The following is a 23,850-nucleotide window of genomic DNA, read 5'->3' on the forward strand; positions in this document are numbered from 1 at the left end:
TTTAATAGTTTAAAGTGTTAATAAGATATCGGAATATATAGTTGGGCTTGCCGTAGCGTCTACCCTATCCGTTGCAGGATAGGGTAAATTAGAACGTACAGCAGATTCTCTTGGATCGCCCAGGTATTTCTTCAGGGTAAAGCTTAACGCATCGTGCGGTCCGCCGGTAGAGGACAAATATTTCTCACGAAGTTGTATAGGACTGGTGGATATAAATTCAAAGACTGTATCACTTATGTGATTGCCGGTGAAAAGTATGGTTGTATCATTACTGACTATATTAAGCCGGTTGATAAAATCAGTTTTATCTGCAGGGCTAAGTGCGGCCATTTCCAGGAATAAGGGGCTGTTAGGCTGCAGTATAAGTCTGTAACGCCACAAAGTTTGCCGGCTGATAAAGCGTAGCCGGTAGGCAGGCCGTTGTGGCGTGATCGATCCGTCAGGTTCGACAATTCTATAGTTAGCCTGCAAGGCCGGATCAAGTGAAAAATCTACGATACCAAAGATTGGTACATCTGCGACAACTCCACCATAGTAAAATTCCTCGGTAATTATACCACCGATCAAAAGCTGACATTTACCGGGTGCCAGCGATGAAAGATCAAAGATGAGGTAACTCTTTCCTGATTCGGTGAGCAAGGATTTGGGCAGCATTTCTCTTCCTGAAGGAAGATGCTTTACACGCGCAGTGCCGGGTGCAACCGGAACCATGCTCGTATAGGTATAGGTACCAAATGTTACGCGTATAGTGTCAGCGCTTTTAACACCCAACGGATCGTTGCTAAGGTGAAGATCATCACGGGAAGCAGCCAGGTCAATTAACTGGTTTGTAAAGTAATACGCTTGTGCCAGAGACGTTTGTGGTAAGTCGTTAAAGTTTGCAAGCGATGGATTTCTCAGTAGCACTAAAAATGTAAGCGTATCGGTTTTCATCGGTTTGAACTTTAACAGATCATTACCACCGCTTGTGCCTTCTATACTTCCCCATACCGTGAAGCCGCCATGCTGATCTTCTTTTTTATATAGCAGGTTAAGGTGACTCATTCGTTGAATACACTCTTTTGTAGGAATGAACTCCAGGTCAGGACGCGGGTCCGTGGTATATTTCGGGCATACAGCATTCTGATAAAACGGCTGCGCCACCGACACTTTGAATAGTTCACTATATTTTACTTTCAGGATTCCCATAACATTACTCTGCAAAATTCATTTCAGTTATAGCCGGTGCAGATTCTTTACCTTTCATATCGAATACGGTAAGCATGTTCGCTTTGTAGACAACACTCGGTATATATTTACCGCCCAGCATAGCCCACAAATTATTCTGTTGCTCGAATGTCAGGCTATGAAGCTTGAAGCTTAGCCGCTCAATGAGCTGCCAGGATTTACTCACGGGATCTGTAACACCTGCATTTAAAGCGGGGAATTTCAATTCGTCAAATACCGGATTCGCCTGAAAAAAGGATACTATACTTGACAGGTCGCGGAGAGCGGTTTCGTAATTGGTATTATGTGCAGCAAACAAAATGAAGAGATCGAGTTCAACAGGCGGGTTCAATTTCATGAATTGCTTGTTTTCTACCGGTATATAATAGGGACTCTTTCCCTCTCTGCGTTCTTCATCAATACCGGCCAGCACGATGGTGACGTGCGTTGCTGTATTCAGGTTGAATGTTCCATCGGGCAAAACAACGGGCTTGAGGTCCACCACATTGTTCATGGTATAATTTGCGGGGTCCTGTTCACGGTCCACTATATATACCTCCAATTCTTTTCTGATAAATTCCAACGCTGTGCGTATCATAGCATTTCCTTTCAGATTAAATCCGTTAACCACTAACAATCCGAAAAACAGTAAAGAATAACAGGGACAACAATTGTTACATTGCGCCAATGAAGAGGTTCAGGGTTGTAGTGGGTCTTTTTCTAATAACAATGCAAAGGTATATATACCCTTGAAGCGCCACATCACCCCCAGGAGTGATTTTTGAGAAAATCAAAACTTTCTACGTCCGTCATTTTGAACAGTATATCTTTGAGATCATTCAGACAACGTACTCCGGCTTTGGATATAATATTCTTGCGATGTGACTTTACCGTCTCCAGGCTGATGCAGAGTTTCTCGGAGATCTCTTTATTCTGAAGACGTTGAAACGCGAGGTTCAACACTTCACACTCGCGTTTAGTGAGTTGCTCGAGTAACTTTTTGATATTGCTATCTTCGCGACTCTTCGCCTTGGCAAGATTCGGATCAACAATATCAATGGCAATAGTATATTGCTCATTGCATTGTTCAAGAAATGAAATGGCAGCATGGAGATCTTTATCAGCAGCGTTCATATGTAGTTTGCTGATCGTGTCTTTTCCGGAATTGATCTTGAATTCTTTTATCATAACAGCAGCTTTTTAAAATTATACTACAACATCGGCACTAAAGGATTCGTGTTGAATCATGTTTTTATAGCCTTGATGATGACGAAGGCAACAAAAATCAAATATCGTATATGTAAACACAATGGTCTATAACCCATTCATGTGACCGTCATTTAACGGTAAATGCAATTACAAGGTATATTTGGCTCTGTTGTTAAAACATCTGATAGCATATTGTGATTGGCGTTGAAACAACGTCTGTAAAAAAGAAAGCTCAAGGATTTATACCTTGAGCTTTCTCATTAGAACAAAATAATAATTTACTACGGCTCGATGCTCATGGTAAGCAGCGGCACAACCTTAACAAATCCATTCTGATCCTTGCGGAATTTATAGGTATAGTTATAGTGTGTCTCAAGTTTACTTTCATTTGGCAAACCATTCACGAGGCAAATATTGCGTTCCTCTGCAAAGTTTATAAGCTCTTTCAAATACGTGGCCGAGATCTGTCCTACTTCATCGATGATACAATGCACGAAGAAATTACGCGCTGTCTTTTCTGTTGATTCCTTTATGAACACATTTAACAGTGTTATATAGATCACAGCTTTCACAAGCATGTCGGTGCCGGTTGAACCAACCTTATCGATCTTTTCAATCCAGCCTGTATCGTTTTTACCTTCCTTGATTCTGAAACGCAATTCAAATAAATCCTGCACACGAATCTCTTCATGCTTCTCTTCACTTATCGTTTTCTGAAGATCATTCAGTAATTCAACAGAGCGTTTATCAATTTCGGCTTTTGCTTTATTGGCCTGGTTAAACAAGTTCGCTTCACCGTATAGAAATGGGTTTTGATCACGGAACTCTGCTATGCGCTGTAGCTTTCGCAATACTTTATTCTCGCTGTCCTCCGACTTCAACTTGATATACTCGATCAAGCGTGAGCCTTCAAAGGAAGCCCTACTGAAATCGGCTTCCATTTTACTTACCATCTTATCGATCCTTCCCTTGTGCTCGATAAGTGCTTTCATCTTACTGGCAATGGCATCGATCAACATACCGTGACTCTTGGCGACTTCCGCTATAGATGTCTGGATTTTATTCTCATTATAGAAATCCTGCAAGTAAGCCGCGAAGCGTTCGTATTCTCCTTCACCGGCCTGTGCATTGATCTTAAAATTCAAATGGTTATCAGGGCGGAATCTTCCGGCAAACTCCGTGACGTTATTTCTGAACTTTTCAAATTGATTGTGATATTCTGTATCGTTGGCCAGGAGTTGAGAGCAAAGTCCAATGATACCGATCTCTGAATGCTCTGCAGGAGCAGGCTCAATAACATGGCGGAGACGATCAAACAATGCGCGCTCACGAAAGTGTCTTTCGAAATGCTCGAGGCCATCGGTGTATCTTTTTAATTCCTCGGCTAATGAGCGGGTATCGCTTTCGTATTGTGACAACCTCTTTGCGTGCATCTGCTTTTCATTTGCAAATTCACGTTCCGATTGTTTAATACGCTCTTCAAATTTCTCTTTCTCTTTTTTAAATTCTTCTGTCTTATCAAAAAGCTCACGCTTGTCTTTGCGGTAATCATTGATAAGTTCGGAGTGTTTATCAAGCGCATCAAGTGCTGCTTTCGTTGTCTCAATTTCTGACCGGAGTTTTTTTATGCGCGTATCATCAACACCTTTTGTCTTGAGTACTTTTGATTTCTCCTTTTGCAGATTGGCTTTGCGCTCATCGTATTCTGCAACCTTTTCTTCTTTCTGTTCTTTTAACTTTGCGGCTTCTGCCTCAAATGCTTTTGTGACCTGGACAAGCTTATCGTTAAAGCGTTTCTGCAGAGTCGCTATATCTTTACTCAACACAGCATCAAGTTCTGATATTGTTTGCTTCAGTGAAGCCGATTCCTTCTTAATGGCTTCCTGTACACTATATATCTCCAGTAGATCCTTTTCACGAAGGGCTTCCCCTTTGCTTTTCCATTCGAGAAGATCAAGATTATACTGTTTGTCTTTCTGTTCATCCTGACCGGCTTCGTATTCAAGCTGCGCGATCTCGTTTTTCAGGTGCGCAGTCTTCTTACCGATTGATGCTAGTCGTGACTGTTCTTCATGTGCCTGCGCTTCACGGAATTCAAGGAACGCATGATTGAGTTGGGCGAGCTTTTCAAGGTGCATGCTCTTCTCTTGCTCATACTCTTCGAGTGTCTTTGAATATACACTTACGTTGGAGAGATCGAGTTCAATCCCGTACAAGGTATCAATCTGTTTTTTGAGAAGCTTGGGGTTAAGATCCTGGTTGAACAAAATTTCCTCGTTACATACTTTACCAATGGTAGCATACCAATCAGGATAGTTTTCCTGGAGGAATCCGAAGAATGTATTCTGATGTATAGATAGCTTTGCGTCAATGCTCTTGATCTTTTCTTCCAGCAGTGTAACTTCTTCCTTGTTTCGCGATACATATTGCTCCGATGTAAGCTTGTTCTTATCACGAATGTGATCACCTTCTTTCTTCAGCGACTCAATGGTGTTGTTCTTAATACTCAGCAAGGAAGAGCGCTCCACTTTATGACGCGCTATATCTTCCAGGTGTCCTTTTAACAACCCAATCTCTTTGTCGAAGTATTTCTTCTGATGAATATCTTTTTCTTTGAAATCAGCGTCTTTTCTTTCAAGCTCTTTTTGATTGAGCAGCTGCTTAAAGCGATCGGTCTCCGAACGGAATTTTTCTTTTAACTCTCCTTCCTCTTTGCGATAATTTTCTTTCAGGTTGTTCTTGTCCTCTTCCAGCTTTCTGTCGAGTTGAAGTCCTTTTGCATTGAGTACATTTTCAAATTCCTTGCGTTCATTCTCCAGCGCACTGAACAATGTTTTGAATTGCTGCTCTACATCACTGAATCCTGCAGTGAGTGTTGCATATTCTGTTTCGCGTGCCTGCAATTCAAGAGCGAGTTGAGGTTTCTCCTCAGCTTTCAAAAGCAATTCACGTATACCTTTATCTTCGTACTCTTTCAGCTTTTTATCGGCTTCACGAAGTTTTGATTTCAATGCACCGATTTCCTGGTTGACCTCTTTATTCTTCTCCTGATGTATACTTTCCTTTTCACGGAACTCCTGTTCTACGGCCGTGATCTCTTCACGCTTGGCATTAACCTGTTCTACCAGCGTTTCTTTCTGCTCGATGGCATATTTCAATGCTCCCCCTAATTCTGTTGCAAGAGAACGTTGCTTGTGTTTGAGGTTGCGTATGTTTCCAAAGTTATCTTTGATAAGGTCACCCCGTTGTGAATTCTCCTTCCTGAAAAAGGTCTCTATATCCTGATAGCGTTCTGTAAACTGGCGAAGTTGCCGCTCTACCGTTTTCAGCTCGATGTTGGTATGCTTGGTAGTAATCGAGTTGGCAATACACTCCTTTACAAACTCTGCACGTATAGTGGACTCTGAACTTAAAAAGATAGAGGTTATGGCAAGCGGTATATTGTGATAGTTGCTATTCCCTTTCATCAGGGCGAACTTCTTATACTTCTTATCAGGATCAGCGCCATATATAATATTCCGATAGCGCTCAAACGTTTCAATCTGGTCGCTATAGTTTATGCGTTGCTCATTGAACCGGGCCACGATCTGCTTGGGCAATAATGCTTCACTGTTATCGATATAGTGTTCCTGAACAAAGGGGCTCTCAACGAAACGATAGAAAAGCTTATTGTTGCGATATACCATTACGTGAAATATACTTTCCTCTGTAGCAATCTCGTAAATGATATAGGAGTTCGGATACTGAAAGTAATAATCTTCAAAAGACTTCTGTGAACTTGATATACCCAGACCGCGTGTGTTAGCACTGTAGAAAAACAATATAGCACGCTGCAAGGTTGTCTTGCCCATGTTGTTGGTACCAACGAAGCACGTGTTCCCCGCTATTTCTATGCTGGCGTAATCCGTGTTGGCTATATTAATAAATATGATCCGGTTAAGGATTCGTCTGTTCTCCATCATCTTCAATTGTAATTAGTGAAATAACCTGTTCGAGATAATGAATCGCATCCATTACTTTATAGGTATCTTCATCTTCCTGTTCAAAAAATCCTCCGGTCGTCAGGTCGTTGGCAATCTCCGTTACCTTGTCGGTCATCTTCTCTCTCCGCGACAAGGCAAACAGTTTTTGCTTCAGGCGTTCGTTCGCATAGCACTCTTCTGCAATTTGTGTAACGCGATAGCGTGTGCCCACTGCGGGCTTTGTATCCATCGATGAAAAGAAATCCATTACATCAATGTAATACGCAAACTGCTCGAGCTTCTTTTCCATCAACGTATTGGTCTCTTCCTGTTGACTGAAATAAAAATAGTTATAGCCTTTCTCCAGGTGATATCCAGTATGGCTGAAGAACTCTTTGAGAATTGCAAAGTTATCTTCGTAGGCAATAACATCGAATAACTTTCCTTTACTCCCGTTGGAGCTGATGAAGTTACCCTTACTGAGTATACTGAATATTTCCGGTGTCTGTTTAGGAATGTTCATTCGTTAATCTCATAAAGCTTTAGGCACAAAGCCGAAAGCCTGGTTGTATATTTTGTTAGCGTGGCGCCTTTAGCTTGGTGCTGCGGGCTCTTGGCTTTTTACTTTTAGGTTCTTTTACTTTCTCCTGCAACACTTCATGCTGAGTGTCCAGATCTGATATTTCGATGTCAACTTTCGGTATTTCATTCTCTGCTTTAAGAACAACATCTGGAGATTCGCTCTGTGGCTCGCTTTCCTGTTTCTGCTTTTTGCTCAGAGCCTTCTTCCTGGCTTTCGGTTCTTTTACCGGTTTGCTCTCTGTCTCTTCTGCCACTGCTATATTTTCAGTTTTCAGTTCAGAAAGTTTTGTTTCAACCTCTATCGCGTTGTCTTTAAGAACTATATCCTGAACCTCTCCGGACTGCATTTCACTCTCTGCTTTCAGCTTTACACCGTGTGCCTGCTTCTTGGGTTTAATAATAGCATAGCCCACCCGTTGGTTCTGGTTCTTTTCATTTACGAAATTCATTTTACCGAACTTCCCGTTGATCTGAAGTTTGTCATCAAAGTCAATGGAAATACCAACGTATAGTGAAATGCGTTTTTCAAGACTGAGCTCTCCTACCTTCTCCGGAAACTGGTATTGCATCACAAATTGAAAGAGATCATCATCCGTCTTTAAGAACTTGTCTACAAGGCCGGTAATATTCAGGCTGGATGATTCTTCCAGGTTGCTGTTATCGAATCCTGCTGCTAACCTCCCTGCCGGTTTACGATGTGTATTGCGAAGTAAATGTAGTTTCGATGCCACTTTTTTGGTAAGCATAAAACCATGATCAGAGTGCAGAAAGTCCAAAGACAATCTTCCTTTCAGTGGAATACGCTTATGAAAGAACAAGGCTTTCGTATTGGCGACTACTTCTACGAAATTGGTTTTATACTTCAGCTCTTCATAATCTTTCAACTCCTTGAGTCGCTGAATTTTCTTATAGATCTCTGACTGATATTGGATCTTATTGATATAGTCGATGATCTGCGACTGGATCTCGTTGAGATAATCGCGGTTACGCACCAATGTATACCGAAGATCAAGCACGATAGAACTAAGCTCAGCATCTATGATCGTATTGAAAAATCCCTGTGCATCAGAGACAATCTGTTCGGATTCCTTAATCAGGTTAATGATATCATCACGCTTGCGTTTATACTTATCAAGTTCCTGCAGTTTGATAACATAGTTGTCCTGGTTCTTGTAGGTATCATCTATATTCTTGTGAAGCTTCATCACTTCACGCGAGGTAGTGGAATTGATCTTCTTTAAAGAACGCTTGATGCTGCGCAGAAATTTTGGATTGCTATCGATGCGATAGTACTTGAGACTCTCCGTTAAAGTCTGTATGTTATCGTTGATGAAACTGGTTGTTACCTCTCCGATCTCCAGGAATTCTTCGATGAATGTTGTAATGCGATCGTCAAGCCCGATGATGTTGTTGTTCTCGTGAATGAGCTCATACATCACCAGCTTTTCAAGCTTCTCGTCCGTCATATCTTCACGGGCAAGGATCTCGGATTTGTTAACGGAGTCCTTGTTACCAAAAAGCATTTCGATCACCTCTCTGTTTTGGTAGAGCAGGTTAATAAGATCTTTAATGCTTAACGGATTCTTCACTTCGTAAAATCTGGCTGTTATTGTTTATTGAACCTGGCGCGACTTCTTGAGTCTCGTATTTTTTCTGCTGTTCCTTCGCAGAGAATCTGCAAATATAATGAACAAGTTTAGGTAGCGTAAATCTTTTCGACAAAGCTCGATTCATTGCATTAGCTGGCACGTGATAATATTCTGATTAAGTGGTAATTATTAGATGAAAGATTAAGAAAATTATAAAACTAAAAACTTGATAAAGCGCCAATCTTTGGAGATTCCAAAAACTGAAGCTTTTGTGTTGTCTCTGCTCACCCTTTCTCCATATTAACAAATTTTTAATTCAACCTGAAACCACAATAGATAAAACCAGATTAGTCTATTTTTATAGCTGATCATAATCGCATGGATTCACGCAGAGACTTTCTTAAAAAGGCGGCAATGCTTTCAGGAGCAGCGGGCTTATCGGGTGTTCTTCCACCCTCTATTCAACGTGCACTCGCCATCAACCCGGAAGTCGGAAGTACATTTCTCGATGCCGAACATGTTGTTATACTCATGCAGGAAAACCGTTCGTTTGATCACTGCTATGGAACCCTGCAAGGTGTGCGTGGCTTCAATGACCCGCGTGCTATACGATTGCCCAATAAGAATTCGGTATGGATGCAGACCAATGCTGCCAACGAAACATATGTTCCTTTTCGGCTCAACATAAAAGATACCAAGGCCACGTGGATGGGTTCACTTCCACATGGCTGGACAGACCAGGTGGATGCACGCAACGGTGGTAAATATGATCAGTGGCTCGAAGCTAAAAAATCAGGACATCCGGATTACGCCAAAATGCCTTTAACGCTCGGATACTATAATCGTGAAGATTTACCATTCTATTATTCTCTTGCAGATGCCTTTACTATCTGTGATCAGAATTTCTGTTCATCGTTGACCGGCACTACACCCAACAGACTATATCTATGGACGGGTACAATTCGCGATCAGCAAAACAGTACTTCACAGGCGCGTGTTCGTAATTCCGAACTTGACTATGATATACCAGCCGCCTGGACTACATTTCCAGAACGACTCGAAGATAACGCTATATCCTGGAAGATATACCAGAATGAGATCAGTGTGGGCGTTGGTTTTGAGGGAGAAGAAGATGCATGGCTCGCTAATTTTACAGACAATCCCATTGAATGGTTCTCGCAGTATCACGTAAAGTTTCTGCCTGCTTATATACGATTCCTTCCAAAGAAAATAACCTTGCTGACGGAAGAGATCAACGCACTTGAAAAGAAAGTCCACGCTTTGCCTTCCGGGAGTCCGGAGGTTGAAAAGGCTAAAGCACAATTAATACAACGGCATGGCTGGTTAAAAACTTCAATCGAAGAACAAAGGGTATGGACACCGGAGAACTATAGCAAGCTGTCGCAGCGTGAAAAGAACCTGCACGAAAAAGCATTCACCACCAATATGCATGATCCTGACTATCATTCACTCGCTACGTTGTCCTATAAAGATGGCGAGGTTGAGCGTGAAGTAAAGATTCCCAAGGGCGATATACTACACCAGTTCCGTGAAGATGTTAAGAACAATACACTGCCTACTGTATCATGGCTGGTTGCTCCCGAGAATTTTTCTGATCACCCCGGAGCACCATGGTATGGCGCTTGGTATGTATCGGAAGCCATGGATATACTTACCAGTAAACCGGAAGTGTGGAAGAAAACGATCTTCATTCTTTGCTATGATGAGAATGACGGATACTTCGACCACGTCCCGCCTTTCGTTCCTCCGGTTCCCAATAAGCCTGAATCCGGCCTTACCTCGAAAGGAATTGATACCGGTGTTGAATATGTAACACTCGAGCAAGACCGAAAACGCAACGCTGCCGATGAAGCGCGTGAAAGTTCTATAGGCTTGGGATATCGTGTTCCTCTTGTGATTGCATCTCCGTGGAGTCGCGGTGGTGTTGTGAACTCACAAGTCTTTGATCACACTTCTATACTTCAGTTCCTGGAGAAATTTTTAAGTCATAAGACTGGAAAGAAAATAGAAGAGACAAACATCAGCAACTGGCGAAGAACTGTTTGTGGTGATCTTACTTCGGTCTTTCAACCCTACCAGGGAGAAACGATTAAGCTGCCTTCATTCCTGGCGAAAGACGATGTGATTGAGAGTATCCATAAAGCTAAATTCAAAAAAGATCCTTTCGGGTATAAAGCATTGAGTAAAGAAGAAATTTCACTCATCAACAAAAATATATTTGCATCTCCCCTGATGCCTAAGCAGGAGAAAGGAATCCGTGCTTCCAATGCACTCCCCTACCAGCTTTATGCGGATGGAAAAATCAGTGCTGATAAACAATCCTTTCAAATTCAGATAGCCGCTCGCAATGAAATCTTCGGCAGCAAGAGTGCGGGCGCACCGTTCACTATATATGCAAACAACCAGGGTATACCAAGGCAGTATGCAGTAGCCAGTGGAGATCAATTGACTGATGCATGGCCGCTGGAAGAATTCGAGGGACAGCAATATCAATTGGCGGTATACGGACCGAATGGATTCTTTCGTGAGTTTACCGGCAACGCGCATGATCCGCTGGGAACTATAGCCCTGGAATATGAACAAAACAAAAAAGTGCTCACCGGAAATATAGTATTAAAAATTCTGAATGCTGGCTCCAAGGCAATCAGCATTGACATCCATGACAATGCGTATCATGGCAAAAATCTGAATCAAAGTATAGCAGCTAACGGCAACGGAGCGATCACTATTCATCTGGCCAACAGTTTTGGTTGGTATGATTTCAGTGTCACCGTAAAGGGCTATGAACTTTTTAAAAGACGTTATGCCGGCAGAGTCGAAACGGGGAAACACAGCTTCACCGATCCGGCTATGGGAAGAACCATGGTATAGCAGTTGTTATACTATAGGTCTACGGGAAGGATGCAGGTATAACACAAACTATATAGACATCAAAAAAAAAGCCTTTGTTTGCTAGCGCGAACAAAGGCAAAAAATCATCCCCCTAAAACACCCCTCTACAAGGTGACCCTCTATCATTAGATGATTTGTTTTTTTCTGCTTCTTCATCAGCACAAAGTGCGGGTGCTGATGCCGGAAGACTCCCCAAAAATTAATCTCTCAAATTGTCTGACTATATTACGGAATATGCGTGGATGAAATTGCACGCGCTTTTAATCTTGTAGATGTACCGGGCGATTGTATAGACGAAAGGGAAAATATTAAAGAAGTACCCGGTTGTTAAGGATGTCGATTTTAGTGTTATGCTGTCAGCACAACGTTACAGGCGAGGTGGCCGGATATAAAATTCGCAGGTGAATACAGCGCCTGAAGTTTTCACAGCAAAGATATCATCGGGAAGGCGGCAAGATATGTTTTTACGATAACCACCGAAGACTTCAACTCCCATCACGCGGTTGATTTGTTTATTATAGGCGACTCCGAAATCTACTTCTGCTCTGCGGAAAGGAGTCGAGTCTTTATCATCATATTTAATATAGTAGCTACGCGTCATGGCTTCTGCTTTCACGTAGAGTATATCTGTTGCTGAAAGATTGTTACGCCACGAAATTTTCTGGGGCAGGCACATTTCAAGTCCGCTTGTCTTGGAGAAATTATAGTTGAAAGCCATCACCGGCATAAATGTGAATCTATGGAAGAGGTTGTTTACCATCAGCCCGAAACCTATTTCTTTATTGGCAGATCTCTTACGAAGAAAAAGTGATGTCAATGTAAAGTTCAGTGGTACAGCCTGGCTCACAACGTCATTCATGTTACTGCATTGATTTGCATTCAGGTTCACCAGCAGCCATGAAGTACTATCAAGGTTAATCAATGATTTGAAATCTATACCCATCGACCGAAGGTTCCAGTTTCCGAGTTCCTTCATCGGGTTTTCACCAGAGCCCGTAAATTCAAGTTGTTCGGTTCTATACTGCGGGCCTGCTATAACACTGAATCGCGACTTCATGACCAATGGAATCCAAAGCTTGAAAAAAACATCCTCCTGTGTATAGCTTTGTCTTTTGGAATTGTCTGTGCGAAAAATTCTATCGGGAGCCTGGGTATGTTTTACGGTAATCCATTTTGAAGGAGCCATGCCTGGCAACCCCGGCTTCAGGTCTTGTGCCTGCACACCAGGTGCCGCAAGAAGTATACTTAACAACGATACTAAAACGATCTGTGAGCCTGGCAGTGAATTCATATAACATTTTGTAATACTTAAAGTAAGTCATTCCCCTGAAGGCAATTTCAGCGTTTTCGAAAAATCACATAAGCGTGTAAGGTTTATTGACTTCTGTGTGGATAGATGCTTACGGTAATTTAGCCACGAGTTGTTCAGGAAGTAAACGCAGAATGTGATAGATGATTTTCCATTTGAATCCCGGAACGATCGTAAATGAATTCCCGGGATCGGCAACAGACTTCGCAATGAACGCTGGTTCGAGCATAAGTGATTCAGGCAAGTTTAAGCCGGCCGTCATCTTGCTTCGAATGTAGCCTGCAACAATCACGTTTACGGCAACACCGCGCCCAAAGAGATGCTGACGAAGACCGGCCAGGTATTGCGTGAACGCAGACTTGGTGCTGCCATAGATAAAATTACTCTTGCGTCCGCGAACTCCGGACAGCGATGAAAGTCCTACAATGCGCTCCAGATTCTTGTTGGAAGCATCGGTGGCTATAATATTGAGAATTGAAACGGCACCGCAATAATGTACCTTCATCATTTGAAAACTTCCCTCCCAATCAAGCAGGGCTTGTAAGTTATCCTTTAAAAAACCGGCTGCATATACCACGATGTGAGGTTTTACGGCGAGACCTCTATAAAACGCAGCATGTGTTTCAAATGCAGCGGCGTCAAAGTAACATATCTCAACTTTCTCTTGGGGTATAGCGCGGTCTTGTATAAAGCGATGAAGTTGATCCGTACTACGTGAGGCAGCGATCACACGATATCCTTTCTCTATATATAGTACAATAGCCTCTTTCGCTACGTCTGAATTTGCACCGAGTATAAGTACGGTCTTGTCTGAATTTCCGGAGGGCATATATTCTGGTTAGAGATTAGCGGCAGCAATATCTTTCAAGGTGAGGCAATTTCTGCGCACATAAAACTCGGTATTGCTATACGTTTCGTATTGCTGCGCATATGCTTTTACATCTTTGGATTCACTGAGTACCGCTATCATATACAGTATCTTTGCTTTATTTTCTTTTTGTTCTTCAACCACCAAAGCCTTTTTATAATACTCCAGGGCCATAGACTTTGCGTTTTTATAAACACCCTCATCCGGGGTTATGCTGCCCCATCCGTAGCTGATCATAAACCATGAGTTGTCTGTAAAATTATACCAGGCATTCGCCAGCAACAAGTAGTTCTGCTTTTTCTTTGAAGCATCAACGGCAACCTCCTGCTCCAGCGCATACATCCTTTCCAGTATTTCCCTTTTGTTATACGTTGTCATGGTTGGTTCAGTCAACAATTCGCTATTGGCTACAAACGGATCGCTGTCAATGTAAAAGGATGCGTTGGTGAAGCTGAACCAAAACGAGTCCGGTATATCTTTCAAGGCAAGCATTGCATTTTTAACATCACCTTTCCGGAGATGTTTGGCCGATAGCAGATCAAGCAGGTAGTACTTGTTTATGTACGGCTTCAGCAGCGTTTCCTCCAATGCGTTTTTATCTTTGCGATCATATATCTCAAGAAGCTTGTTTAGATCTTTAACCAAAGCATATCGATCCAAGTAGCTGATCATCGAATATTCAAATGTATTCGAATGACACGTGGAACAGAACTTATTCACCGCATAATTATCAAATAGTCCCGCCAGGTAAACCATTCCTTTCTTTGCGAAAGTATAGCGCAAATAGGAACTCAGTGAATATAGTATCTTTTGTGATTCAAATTTAAGTGCGCGCTGATCCAGCAATTGCTGGTATAGCTTTCCAATTTCATGCTGAACGTTTGAATCCGCTATATCATTTTTAAGGGTGAGTAAAACCAGTTGAAATACCGTTAACTGAAAAGCCTGTTCTGCGCCTGATGGTTTAATGCGGACTATATATTTTTCTGCCTGTGCTGCATCGCCTTGGATGAGGTTGAGGCAAGCAAGTGAAAAATCATAATATACCGGGTTAGACTTGGCAATAGATTGCATTCCTTCCAGAGCGGTGATAAACTTTTTCAGGTATTCGTAATCACGTTGCCAGTTTTGCATCAACGGTTCATCATCGTCATCCCAATAACTTTCCGTGACGATTTCGCTATTGGCAAACCTGGTTGTTTCCAGCCAATCTTCCAGCTTATTGATTTCGCGGCTGATGAGCAAGGGCAAGTGTCTGTGTGCTGGCGAGAATTGGTATACTTTTAAAATTCCATCCAGCGACCGCCCGTGATTAATGACTTCACGCATCAGGTATATATCGGCTCGCTCCTCATCATTTTTAGCAAGGGCTATCACCGCATCAAAATTCTTCGATGAAAAGTACTGCTTGGAGGCAAACATCTTGTTGCTTGAATGCGAAAACACCAGGGCGTGCAGGTAGTTGGCCGAATCCGTTTTATTCTCACGCTCCAGCACCATAGATTTATAGTGCATGGCCCACCAATCCAGAACGGTCCTCTCCTTAATATTTTTAAAGTATTGATTATATACTCTATGGAAGAGTATAGAGTCCGTTGAATAAAACGCGAGCTTCGTTAATTGAAATGCATATTTTTTTTGAAAGAACGGATTGGTTTCCTTTTTAAGAAGATCAACTACCTCCTGCGTTGTCTCATTAAATTTAATATCAACGTCTCTCTTTATAGCCTCATCCTCTTCCCATGCCGAAGACCAGCCGGTAACAGCTTCACTGCTTCTTGCTATATCGAAGTATCTTTTGAAATCCGGCTTCTTCTGGATCTCTTTGTAAAATTTATTCTGCTGAAGCGCGGAATCACTCAAGCTTCCAAATAGACAATCAAAGGCCTGGTCAACACTTACCGATACCTTCATGGCGCGTACCCATTCCGTTGCAAGGACCATCTCATCGTCAGCTGAAAATGTTGTGCCATCCAGGTAGTTGAGCTTACCATTGTAAAAGAAGCTCCACCAAGATTTATCCTGGAGCAGATCGGGATTGAAAAGCATATAGCGAAGCTCCTCCGGCTCGGGTCCATACCAGCAAGCCTTCACGTCAGCTCCGGTCGGAAAAAGCAGCAAGGCGCTAAAAAGAATCGAATATAGCTTTGATTTCTTTCGAATGTTTTTGAAGATCATACCTGTTCAAGTGATAGAGACTTATAATAGCTTCCTTATTATTCTTGTGTGCCGCCAGCCAGCCGGCCAACTCCTTCACGGCCTCCAGGTCTGGCTGTTCAAACCTGATCTCATCGCCCTTTCGGATAAATATACCGCGGTTGGTATAGCCATATACGAAATCTTCCAGGACAACCGATACGTTGGTCTCTTCATTTCTCGGACCTATAAAAGATTGGTAATCTTCCTGCAAGGTGAAAGCGGAAAGTATATTTTTAAATTCCTTATTACTGCTATATAATACAGCCCATTCAAAAACCGGCAGGGCATAATCAAGCGGTATCGGATATTCACCGGCATCCAGGTACGACATGACTTCCTTACGATCGAAAATAGAATTCTTCGTTTCTGTGCTCTTTATATTTCCGGCATTGTAACACATCAGCATGCCTCGCTTAACCGGTGGCAATCCGGCCTCCTTCGGATATTTATACTGATATAGCCGGATGGTGGACGAGATCAACTGTTGTTCAAAAAGTTTCTTAGATTCTTCAAGAAAAGCAAAGTATTTATCCTTTGTACTTTTGGTCCAGTCACAATCAAACTGTATCTCCTTTATTTTTTTCACCCGCGCTGTATAGATTGAGTCATGCTTTTGCTGTTCATCAAAATTCCTGGACTTGAGGTTATAAGGATTTTGCTCCCACCATTCTTCTTCATAGAGATCGGTACCATACCTTCCCAGCAGCATCGCGTTCAACTTAGCCATCAGCTTCTTATACACTTGCCGGGCTAAGTCTGCCGACTGAGTTTTGTCAAGATGCATGAACGTTTCATTTGTAATAAAGACAACCGGCACCATCTCCGTTGTGTTGTCAAAAGTATAGTATGTTTCGATTGGCGATACGGGTACGGGGGCGTGGGCCGACTCACTCCAATCCACATCGAAGAAGCGGATATAGAGCTTACTCACATGGAGAGATTCATACACCGAATCCTGGCGAGGAAAATCATACAGGCTCGTTTGCCAATAATAAAATGCGTTTCGATTGGATTGACCAGAGGCTTTATCAGCGTTATCAGTGCCACATGCAACCAAGAGAAGGATGAATCCAGCGAAACTAAGTCGGTACATTTATAGAGTTGAATAGATTGTTAAAATAGAAAAAAGTATTTCCATGGAGCAAGCGCTACCGAATATAAAGATCAGTCATTTTTTTATACTCCAAACGCTACGCCAATCCAGAACGCACCACGCAGCAGAGAAGTGTTAAAAGCATGCAAATATTTTTCTAATGAAGCAGTGTATTGATCACTGGTCTATATAAATAAAAAACCCCGGATTTTATCCGGGGCAAAGCGTACAATAGAGAGGGTCTACTTGGGTTGACGGGAACCGTACGCTTCATTTAACCTAAAACCTAAATACAGATTACCAACTACAGACATTTATTCAACAAATGTATAGAACCTGGTATGTACAGCTCAATGTGCAAATGACTATTCCGGCACCGTTATTTAACGGAGAATTCCGGCCATAAAAATTATACTTACCGGTATAAGAACGAACTAAGAAAGGAGATGACTACAGGTCCTCAATCTTTACAAGATTCCACACATACGCCTCGTCTTCGGAATTCGTGGAGTACTGAATTAACCCGATGCCCCTGGCAACAAACGCTTCTCCGGTATATTTCTCCTCTTCGCCGAAAAACGGAATATAGGCGTGGTTGGTTCCCATGGTTGATGTGGTGCTGAACTTCAATGCCGGCACTATAGTATCACCCCATCGAAACACGGTATCTTTCTGAAAGGTCTCGCGTGAATTAAAAACTGATTTTGTGTTATCATCCGTCACAAAGCGCGCTTTGATCTTTAGACCTTTATACTTCGTGTCATCCTCTACATTGCGGAATTCAATGATCTCGCCTTTTACTTTTCCAAGCGTATCATATGAAGAATAGAAATACCATTCCGTTAACTGCCTGTGGTTTCTGGTTATTTTGTATTTTCGTTCATAATAAAGTTGTCCGTTGGTATAGCCTCTTTCGATCAGGAACTGTTTGCCGTTTTCTTCTGCCAGTGTCAGCTTCACGTCCAACGTCTCTCCTTCCGGTGTACGCTCAAAGGTAAACAGCTTTCCTTTGCCAATCGAATCTATAGGATAATCATACTCACCTAGTGACTCTACCGGTTCATACCTTGAACAACCCCACAGAATCGCTGCCGCCAGAAATATAAATCGGTACATATATAGTATAGAAGATCAATCTTCTAGATAGCTAAAATTATCCGCACTGTATACAGATCGAACAGAAAAGTTAAAATAACGAAACTCCATACGACTCCAGAAACGCTGCACGGGCGTATGCATAGGATGCGTAGCCATAACCTTTATCGCCCCATTCTTCCGTGCCCCAACTGTTGCGGATTATAAAATGGTTCTTTGTATACCCTACAATAGCAACTGCGTGGCCTCCGTATGTAGGACTGGTATATTTAGTTAGTTTACCTTTGGTATTGCCAGCATTATACCACGTATCATCAACGTCCAGCGCAGTGAACACTGGCCCATTACTGGCGATCCATTTCTTCCAGTTCGCAAGCCGGTCACCGGTGTGTAAATTATAGTATGCCCGGATTTTAAAGGCGGAAGCCCGCGAATAGAATACATCTTCCTTTTCAGGATTAAGCTTGCCGCTGCCGAAAGGAAGATCTTCATCCAGTACACATCCATATTTACGGGCAATGTCGAGTGCCGCCTTCAGCGAAGTGCCGGCTTCCTCTATAAATGTAGTGGGCCGCGAAGTAAATTCATCTTCCTCCTTGGACGCCATCCATATAAAACGGGTAGATAGCAATTTCGTCTTGGGCAATTTACCGGCTTCAACAAAATGCCAGCGCAACACGGAGTCTGCTAACGACCAGCCCACGCACGATCCTGTAGCTCCCTGATCGTTAATTTTCCACCACGCTTCCCGCAGATCTTTACCGGATGGTAATTTTCCAGCACTGAACACATCGGATTTCTGCGCAGTCGCGATGTCCCAATCTTTATCTGTATTTACAGAGGGAACTATATTGAGAATGCGCTTGGATGAAGGTATTTTTTTCTTAGCCATAAATAAAACGGTTAGGATTGAGGGTTCGTAAAATAAAAAGTCCATCATCGCCTTTCTTACAAAAGGTGGTGATGGACTCTGCATCGAATATAATAAAAGAAATCTATAGATGAAAATAATATAGATGTACAATAGTATATCCCTATACTAAGCGCTCCTGCTATGCGTTAACATCATAACCCTACTCTATGATGAAACCTCGGTTATACCCGTTGTCGATGACAGTATTACTATTGTTTCTACTCTCGTGTGCAAAGCCGTTGTTTGTGTCGCATTTGTCGCCAGAAGGAATCGCGCTCACAAAGAAAAAAGGTTATGGCATGCCGACTCATAATTACTTCTCCCGCTTCATTTGCTTTGACGAAAAGTGTTTAAAGAAAGCAGCCTATATAAAGAAACAACGAAGTCACCGGTTTAAGGGATATAAAGATGGAGGAAAACCACCCCGGAGTATACCCCGTAACAACAATGTACCTTCACCGGACTCAACGGTTATAGCACGGCAAGAGAGTCCTGTAAAAGAATCATTGAACAGCGCTGTTCCAACTCCCGATAGTATCATCGTTTTGAATGAAGTTCTGTTTGAAGTGGACAGCTATAAACTCAGACCGGAGATTTTTCCAAAGCTTGATTCCGTTGCTTCTTTTGTAAACAGCAAATCAGGCCTTACTATTTCCATCTCAGGACATACCGATAATACGGGCACTGAAAATCACAATGCTCAGTTGTCGGAAAACCGCGCGGCTGCCATTGCAACGTATCTGATTCGTAAAGGAGTAAAATCGGATTGGGTTACCTCTGCAGGATATGGCAGTACTGTTCCGGTAATGAGTAATGATACTGCAGAAGGGAGACTAAAAAACAGAAGAGTAGAAATTTTAATTCACAACCGGAGATAGTGATCGCTATACAGGCTACAAAAGTCATGTGAGATTTTGTCTTCACCTGTTTTTAGGATATTTTGCTCACGCAATAGAAGTCTCTCCTTTTCAAGTAATTCTAACCTTAAACTTTTTAAGATTGGTGAACGTATTTCAAGGCTTTTCCGCAAGACGGATATTTATATGCCTTTCACTATTTTCAGTCTCATCTTCCGTGTGGGCACAGCAGGATTCGTTGATGAACATTCTCCAGGCCGAGCTCACCAGAAGTATGCAGGAACTGAAAAAGGCTACTATCCCTGCGTACTATATTGACTATCGGGTGCATGATATACAGTATGCCCATCTTCAAGCTTCATTTGGAAGTCTCACACAATCTGTTGCCAATAAAAACCGCGTGCTCATGACACGGGTAAAAGTCGGTGACTATAAATTCGACAACACACATCCGATGTCTCTTCGGGAGATGAACTATATGCCTGGATCAGGTGGATCAGGAAGAGCGATGCTTCCCTATGAAAATGATGCGCTCGCTATAAAATACGGTGTATGGACTGCTACGCAAGGCGAGTACAAGCAAGCGCTTGAAACCTATAAATCCGTGAAGGCTTCCTCCGAACGAGTTGGTGCACAACCTTCGGTGATCCCCGATTTTTCAAACGAACAGCCTGCCTCCTACTATGAGCCTCCGTTGCCTGACTTTTCATCTACCGTTAACCTAACCGTATGGCAGGAGAAAATCAAAAAGTATTCTGCGTTGTTCCTGCAGAATAAAGACCTCGTAACGGCCGATGTAAATTTAAGCATAACGGCAGAGCGTAAATATTTTCTATCCACTGAAAATACGAAGATCGTACAAAACAGCACCGCAGTATATATGAATATAGCGGCGAGTATACGCGCCACGGATGGTGATATAGTACCGCTGCACATTTCGTATTACGCTGCCATGCCGGAAGGATTGCCCGGTGATGAAAAGATCATGGAGGATGTAAAAAAGATGATCGCTACACTCGCCAAGCTTCAGAACGCTCCACTGGCAGAACCCTATAGCGGACCTGCTATACTGGTGGCACAGACAGCCGGGGTATTTTTTCATGAGATCTTCGGACATCGTATCGAGGGACATCGCCTGAAGAATGAAGAGGATGGACAAACGTTTAAAGCAAAAGTAGGTGAACTTGTACTACCGAAAACATTGAATGTATACTTTGATCCAACCTTGCATGCGATAGCAGGAAAATCTGTCAACGGTTGGTTTCAATATGATGATGAAGGTATCAAAAGCCAGCGCGTGAATGTGGTTGAAAAAGGTATACTCAAGAATTTCCTGATGTCGCGTACTCCGCTTGAAAACTTCGCCCACTCCAATGGACATGGAAGAGCGTCTGTTGGAGCAGATCCGGTATCCCGGCAATCAAACCTGGTTGTTGAAACGGACAAGCCGGTATCCATGACTGACTTGCGCAAGATGCTGATCAAAGAATGCAACAAGCAAGGCAAAGCATACGGTTATTTATTTAAAGATGTGGTGGGTGGCTTCACCGTGACAGACCGGTATAATCCAAACGCATTTAATATTTTTCCAACGGAAGTATACCGGATCTATACCGATGGACGGCCTGATGAGTTGGTGCGCGGTGTGGACCTGATCGGCACTCCCCTTGCCATGTTTGCTGAAATACAGGCTGCAGCAAATGACCGTGATGTATTTATAGGTTTCTGCGGAGCGGAGTCCGGCAGCGTTCCGGTGAGTGCTTCTTCTCCTTCGCTGTTTGTACGAAGAATAGAAACTCAAAAGAAACCTAAAGAACACCTGGAGACCATGCTGTTGGAACGTCCGGGATCTGTTAATCCTTAATGCATATATACCCATGCTATATAAATCATCAACGCTACATTTATTCGTTCTTATAATTACTTCCTGTTCTCTATCGGTGGTTCAGGCACAGGAAAAGGAATCCGTCATTCTTCGTGCGATGCAAGACGAAATGAAACGAAGCATGACTGAACTAAAGTATGAAGGGCATGACGCTCCGTTTTTTATCAGCTATGGAATAACAGACGCTACAAACTATAGCGTCTATTCCGCACTTGGTGCACTGGTTCAGTCCGGTGAATATAAAAATCGCGATAAGTCTGTTCGTGTCATGGCTGGAAACTATGAATTCAACGATGAGAGCCTCGATAACAATTCGTATAGCGAACCTACAGCCAATGAAATCCCGATTCCGGTTGACGATGATTACTTTGGCATCAGGCGTTCCCTCTGGACAACGACAGATATAGTATATAAAGGTGCTGCGCAGCAATACAAGAAGCACCAGGCCGCACTGAAAGAAAAGGATAAAAAGATCGGTGATCTTCCACACCGTGAGTTTGCTAAAGTGCCTGTTCTTAAAAAGATCGAACCCGGAAAGCCCTATATATTGGACAAGAGCAAGTGGGACAATTACTGCAACCAGCTATCGGCTGTTTTCAAATCGTATCCCGATCTCAAATCAACGAAGGTAACGATGAACGTTTCGTTCGGTACGCAATACTTTATAACCAGTGAAGGAACTGTTGTAGTAACGCCGTTCGCAAAAGCGATGATCCATTGCCGGGCGGAAGCCAAAACAAAAAAAGGCGAACACGCTTCCGATAACATTGTATACTATGCAAATATACCGGAAGAATTTCCGGCTATAGATAAAATGAAGGCGGAAGCTAAAGCACTGGCCGAGGGACTAACAGCCGTACATGAAGAGAGTGCATTGGAAGAAGATTATAGTGGCCCCGTTTTATTTACAGGTGCAGCCTCTGCGCAGGTATTTGCCAGTATATTTCTCTCATCGCGCGAAAGCCTGGAAGCTACCGATCGAATTCCGAGTATTACCGATACTCGGCCTGATCCCGTCACCTCACTAGAAACGCGCATTGGCAAACTTATCGTTGACAATGGCATAAGTGTGATCGCTAAATCAACCCTGAAAACATTCAATGGTAAATCACTGATCAGTGCTTTTGATGTGGATGATGAAGGCGTTGTACCCCCCGATCAATTTATACTGATCGAGAAAGGCATATTAAAGAATTTGCTCAACGATCGTTCCCTGGCAAGACCTGCGCAGACTGCCAACGGCCATGCCAATGGACCGGGCGTGCTGGAGGTTGTAAGTGATAAAGGTGTACCAATGCCTGCGCTCAAACAGGCACTGATCGAGGCTGCCCGCAAAGAAGGACTTGATTTCGGTATTATGATTAAAGAGGAATCTGAAACCGGTGAAAGTATACCTCAGTTCTTTAAAGTATATGTTATCAATGGCAAAGAAGAACGTATACGGCCTGTGCGAACAAACTCGATTGCTTTAAAGAATCTGAAGCGGGTATCGGGTATAGCAAAACAACAACATGCTTATACACTTGAATCCGGAAACGGTCGCCTGTTATCGATTATTGCCCCTGAAGCATTGCTACTGGATGGCATTGAATTATCTCCCGTGCAGATGCCATTGCAGGAGCCTGAGGTAACGTATATAGAAAGTCCGCTCAAGATCAATTGAGCACCACTCGGTTTCAGTGCTATGGATATATACCATGTACTATAGCACTGAAATCGGGATGGCTATGATAGCTGCAAATTCATTTTGAATTTTTCCAGTGTGAGAGGCTTTTCTATGATCGCCAGAAAACCATCTTTCTTAAGCCCTTCATACTCATGTCCATCAACGTAGTTCGTTAACAGGTAGGGTTTAAACACTGGCCCTTTTAACGCGAGCAACTCTTTGAGGAGTTCCTTTCCAAGCTTGCCCTTGTTGAGATAATAGTCGATCAGCACAACATCGAAGTGATTTTCCTTGGCCCACTGCAAACCCTGCTCATACGATGAAACTCCGGTAGTATCAAATTCCAGGCTTAACAGTTTTTGCGAGATGAATACATCCAGCTCCTCGTCATCGATCAATAAAATTTTCATAGGCAGGCATCGACCATTTTCCGGTCGGCTTTTTTCAATTCCAGGTTAAAGTAAATACAAGAATTGAAATTAAAACAAGTTTCCGAAGATGATT

General features: G+C 42.7%; 17 protein-coding genes. 4 read left to right on the forward strand and 13 right to left on the reverse strand.

Going from position 1 to position 23,850, the window contains the following annotated elements; all coding sequences use genetic code 11:
- Positions 1 to 9: 9 nt before the first annotated feature.
- The 6 genes from B5Y40_RS12480 to B5Y40_RS12505 form a co-directional block, all read right to left on the reverse strand.
- Positions 10 to 1,188, reverse strand: coding sequence for a hypothetical protein (locus tag B5Y40_RS12480; protein ID WP_079686979.1), 1,179 nt, complete (start codon positions 1,186 to 1,188; stop codon positions 10 to 12).
- Between the two features lie 4 nt (positions 1,189 to 1,192).
- Positions 1,193 to 1,804, reverse strand: coding sequence for a Pvc16 family protein (locus B5Y40_RS12485; protein WP_143785717.1), 612 nt, complete (start codon positions 1,802 to 1,804; stop codon positions 1,193 to 1,195).
- Positions 1,805 to 1,968: 164 nt separating this feature from the next.
- Positions 1,969 to 2,394 (reverse strand): helix-turn-helix domain-containing protein, encoded by a 426-nt coding sequence (locus B5Y40_RS12490; protein ID WP_079686981.1) that lies wholly within the window; start codon positions 2,392 to 2,394, stop codon positions 1,969 to 1,971.
- A 302-nt stretch (positions 2,395 to 2,696) separates the two neighbouring features.
- Positions 2,697 to 6,377, reverse strand: a complete 3,681-nt coding sequence (locus B5Y40_RS12495) for an ATP-binding protein (RefSeq protein ID WP_079686982.1) — start codon at positions 6,375 to 6,377, stop codon at positions 2,697 to 2,699.
- A complete protein-coding gene (locus B5Y40_RS12500; RefSeq protein ID WP_079686983.1) occupies positions 6,352 to 6,900 on the reverse strand; it encodes a condensin complex protein MksE in 549 nt (182 codons plus the stop codon). Before B5Y40_RS12500 ends, B5Y40_RS12495 begins: the two co-directional genes overlap by 26 nt.
- A gap of 55 nt (positions 6,901 to 6,955) precedes the next feature.
- A complete protein-coding gene (locus tag B5Y40_RS12505; protein WP_079686984.1) occupies positions 6,956 to 8,548 on the reverse strand; it encodes a hypothetical protein in 1,593 nt (530 codons plus the stop codon).
- A gap of 378 nt (positions 8,549 to 8,926) precedes the next feature.
- Between B5Y40_RS12505 and B5Y40_RS12510 the strand changes: the two genes are divergently transcribed.
- The gene (locus B5Y40_RS12510; protein WP_079686985.1) at positions 8,927 to 11,440 is read left to right on the forward strand and encodes a phosphocholine-specific phospholipase C; all 2,514 of its coding nucleotides are present in this window, start codon (positions 8,927 to 8,929) and stop codon (positions 11,438 to 11,440) included.
- Positions 11,441 to 11,828: 388 nt separating this feature from the next.
- On the opposite strand, the gene B5Y40_RS12515 is transcribed toward B5Y40_RS12510, so the two are convergent.
- The 6 genes from B5Y40_RS12515 to B5Y40_RS12540 form a co-directional block, all read right to left on the reverse strand.
- A complete protein-coding gene (locus B5Y40_RS12515) occupies positions 11,829 to 12,752 on the reverse strand; it encodes a DUF6268 family outer membrane beta-barrel protein (RefSeq protein ID WP_079686986.1) in 924 nt (307 codons plus the stop codon).
- A gap of 109 nt (positions 12,753 to 12,861) precedes the next feature.
- Entirely contained in the window at positions 12,862 to 13,599 is a 738-nt protein-coding gene (locus B5Y40_RS12520; RefSeq protein WP_079686987.1) for an SDR family NAD(P)-dependent oxidoreductase, read from the reverse strand.
- A gap of 9 nt (positions 13,600 to 13,608) precedes the next feature.
- The gene (locus B5Y40_RS12525) at positions 13,609 to 15,816 is read right to left on the reverse strand and encodes a hypothetical protein (protein WP_079686988.1); all 2,208 of its coding nucleotides are present in this window, start codon (positions 15,814 to 15,816) and stop codon (positions 13,609 to 13,611) included.
- Positions 15,764 to 16,930, reverse strand: coding sequence for a hypothetical protein (locus tag B5Y40_RS12530; protein ID WP_079686989.1), 1,167 nt, complete (start codon positions 16,928 to 16,930; stop codon positions 15,764 to 15,766). Before B5Y40_RS12530 ends, B5Y40_RS12525 begins: the two co-directional genes overlap by 53 nt.
- A gap of 450 nt (positions 16,931 to 17,380) precedes the next feature.
- A complete protein-coding gene (locus tag B5Y40_RS12535) occupies positions 17,381 to 18,046 on the reverse strand; it encodes a hypothetical protein (RefSeq protein WP_079686990.1) in 666 nt (221 codons plus the stop codon).
- A 70-nt stretch (positions 18,047 to 18,116) separates the two neighbouring features.
- On the reverse strand, positions 18,117 to 18,917 hold the full coding sequence (locus B5Y40_RS12540; protein WP_159453690.1) for a C1 family peptidase: 801 nt from the start codon (positions 18,915 to 18,917) through the stop codon (positions 18,117 to 18,119).
- Between the two features lie 188 nt (positions 18,918 to 19,105).
- Here B5Y40_RS12540 and B5Y40_RS12545 point away from each other — a divergent pair, with 188 nt between their 5' ends.
- From B5Y40_RS12545 to B5Y40_RS12555, 3 genes are all read left to right on the forward strand, one after another.
- On the forward strand, positions 19,106 to 19,816 hold the full coding sequence (locus tag B5Y40_RS12545) for an OmpA family protein (protein WP_079686992.1): 711 nt from the start codon (positions 19,106 to 19,108) through the stop codon (positions 19,814 to 19,816).
- 124 nt (positions 19,817 to 19,940) lie between these two features.
- A complete protein-coding gene (locus B5Y40_RS12550) occupies positions 19,941 to 21,659 on the forward strand; it encodes a metallopeptidase TldD-related protein (protein ID WP_143785718.1) in 1,719 nt (572 codons plus the stop codon).
- A 13-nt stretch (positions 21,660 to 21,672) separates the two neighbouring features.
- Positions 21,673 to 23,343, forward strand: coding sequence for a metallopeptidase TldD-related protein (locus B5Y40_RS12555; RefSeq protein WP_079686994.1), 1,671 nt, complete (start codon positions 21,673 to 21,675; stop codon positions 23,341 to 23,343).
- 62 nt (positions 23,344 to 23,405) lie between these two features.
- Here the strand turns inward: B5Y40_RS12555 and B5Y40_RS12560 are convergent, their stop codons facing one another.
- Positions 23,406 to 23,756 (reverse strand): response regulator, encoded by a 351-nt coding sequence (locus B5Y40_RS12560; RefSeq protein WP_079686995.1) that lies wholly within the window; start codon positions 23,754 to 23,756, stop codon positions 23,406 to 23,408.
- Between the last annotated feature and the right edge of the window lie 94 nt (positions 23,757 to 23,850).

Origin of the sequence: Ohtaekwangia koreensis (assembly GCF_900167975.1) — a bacterium.
Taxonomy (GTDB): domain Bacteria; phylum Bacteroidota; class Bacteroidia; order Cytophagales; family Cyclobacteriaceae; genus Ohtaekwangia; species Ohtaekwangia koreensis.